Below are 1948 nucleotides of genomic sequence, written 5' to 3' on the forward strand. Positions count from 1 at the left end.
AGGATGCCCTTGAGGTAGGGGTTGCCCTTGCCGGTGCGCCCAGGGTGACGGCTTGGGCCGGACTGGATGGTGCGCGGGCACAGCCGTGTCCAGGAGATCAGGTGGTCGGGGGTGGGGAAGCGGGTCATGTCCAGTCCGATCTCGGCGAGGATCATCTGGGCGCCGCGGCGGGCCAGGCCGGGGATCTCATCGAGTCGATCCAGCGCCGGTAGCGGCTGGCCGTCGGCGGGTGAGGATCCGGTGGGGTGGTCGTCGGAGGGCGCGGCCGGTGCGCGGGCGGCCGGGATCGCCTCGATCAGGTCATCGATCCGCAGCGTGAGGCGGTCGATCTGGGTGTCGAGGGCGTCGATCTGGTCCAGCAGCATCCGGGCCAGTTCGCCGTGGTGGGCGTCGAAGCGGCCGGTGAGCGCCTCGAGGAGGGCGGCGTGCTTGATCCGTAGCCGGCCGCGGGCGAGCCCGGCGAGCACCCGCGGGTCGCGTTCGCCGGCGATCAGCGCCTCGATCATCGCCCGCACCGAGACCCCATCGATCCGGCTCGCCACCGTGGTGATTTTGATGAGGGCGTCTTCGAGGAGCTTCTCCAGCCGCTGCCAGTGCCGGGTCCGCTCGGCGTCAGATCGGTGCGCAGCCGGGTGTAATCGCGCAGCACCCGGATCGCCGCCGGCGGCACGAAGCTGGGCCGCAGCATGCCCCGCTCGGTGAGCTTGGCCAGCCAGACCGCGTCGAGCTTGTCGGTCTTCGGCCGGGCCGGGACGTTCTTTACCTCCCGGGCGTTGACCAGCGCCACGGCAAGACCTCGGGCCTCCAGCAGGTAGAAGAACCCGCGCCAGTAGTCGCCGGTCGCCTCCATGGTGACCCGCTCGATGCGCTGCCCGGCCAGGTGATCGGCCAACTCCATGATCGACTTGGTGGTGGCTGATACTTCCCACACCCGGGTCAGGCGTCGCCCGTTCCCCGACGGGTGCGGCACCCGGGTGCACACCATCCCGGATGCCTTGGCCACGTCGATCGCCGCGACCCGATCCAGCAGCTGCTCGTGCTCCTCGTCCGGGATCTCCACCGGTTCCTGCATGATCCGCACCCGCCCTCCGCATGCCAGACCGGCAAGGCGGGCCACCCGCGGGGCCCGGTCAGGGAACCAGAGAATCTGACCGGCGTGCTCGAAGCACAGTGCGCGACCCTTCGGGTCCAGGCCCCAGCGCCAGACTCAGCTACGGGATCGTGTCCCAAGATCACACCGACGTCGGCGGGCGGCCCAGCCACATTTTCACGCCTGCAAGGCGTCACCGACAGAGACACAAGGACTCAGCTGATCGTGCGGGGGCTGCGGCGCCAACTTCGCCGGCCTCGGGAACACTCGACGCGAGCCTGCCGTTAGGGTGGGCAGGAAAGTTGAGTCGACCCCACGCAAGGCGGGGCACTCGCTGACCGGACAAGCCACCAGCAACCCCAGCACACACGGAAGAGAGGCCAGCTCCATGGCTCGAGCGGTCGGTATCGACCTGGGCACCACCAACTCCGTCGTCACCGTCCTCGAGGGCGGCGAGCCGACGGTCATCGCCAACGCCGAGGGATCGCGCACCACCCCCTCGGTCGTCGCCTTTGCCAAGAACGGCGAGGTCCTCGTCGGCCAGTCGGCGAAGAACCAAGCGGTCACCAACGTCGACCGCACCATCCGCAGCGTCAAGCGGCACATGGGCACCGACTGGAAGACGCCGGAGATCGATGGCAAGAAGTACACCCCGCAGGAGATCAGCGCCCGCATCCTGCAGAAGCTCAAGAGGGACGCCGAGACCTACCTCGGCGAGCCGGTGACCGACGCGGTCATCACGGTCCCCGCCTACTTCGAGGACTCCCAGCGCCAGGCCACCAAGGAGGCCGGTGAGATCGCGGGCCTCAACGTCCTGCGCATCGTCAACGAGCCGACGGCGGCCGCGCTGGCCTACGG

Annotated in this window: 3 protein-coding genes; 1 reads left to right on the forward strand and 2 read right to left on the reverse strand. The window is 69.3% G+C overall.

All coding sequences use genetic code 11. The annotated features are described in order from the left end of the window. A partial coding sequence (locus tag Q0W90_RS24395) for a transposase (protein ID WP_297777248.1) occupies nt 1-542 on the reverse strand: 542 nt, incomplete at its 3' end. Next, a complete protein-coding gene (locus Q0W90_RS24400; protein WP_297777251.1) occupies nt 503-1072 on the reverse strand; it encodes a transposase in 570 nt (189 codons plus the stop codon). The genes Q0W90_RS24395 and Q0W90_RS24400, both read right to left, overlap by 40 nt. A 406-nt stretch (nt 1073-1478) precedes the next feature. On the opposite strand from Q0W90_RS24400, the gene Q0W90_RS24405 reads away from it, so the two are divergent. Further along, nucleotides 1479-1948 (forward strand): Hsp70 family protein (locus Q0W90_RS24405; protein ID WP_297777254.1); only part of this gene is annotated, 470 nt, incomplete at its 3' end.

Source organism: Mycobacterium sp. (assembly GCF_025933915.1).
In the GTDB taxonomy this organism is placed as follows: Bacteria; Actinomycetota; Actinomycetes; order Mycobacteriales; family Mycobacteriaceae; genus Mycobacterium.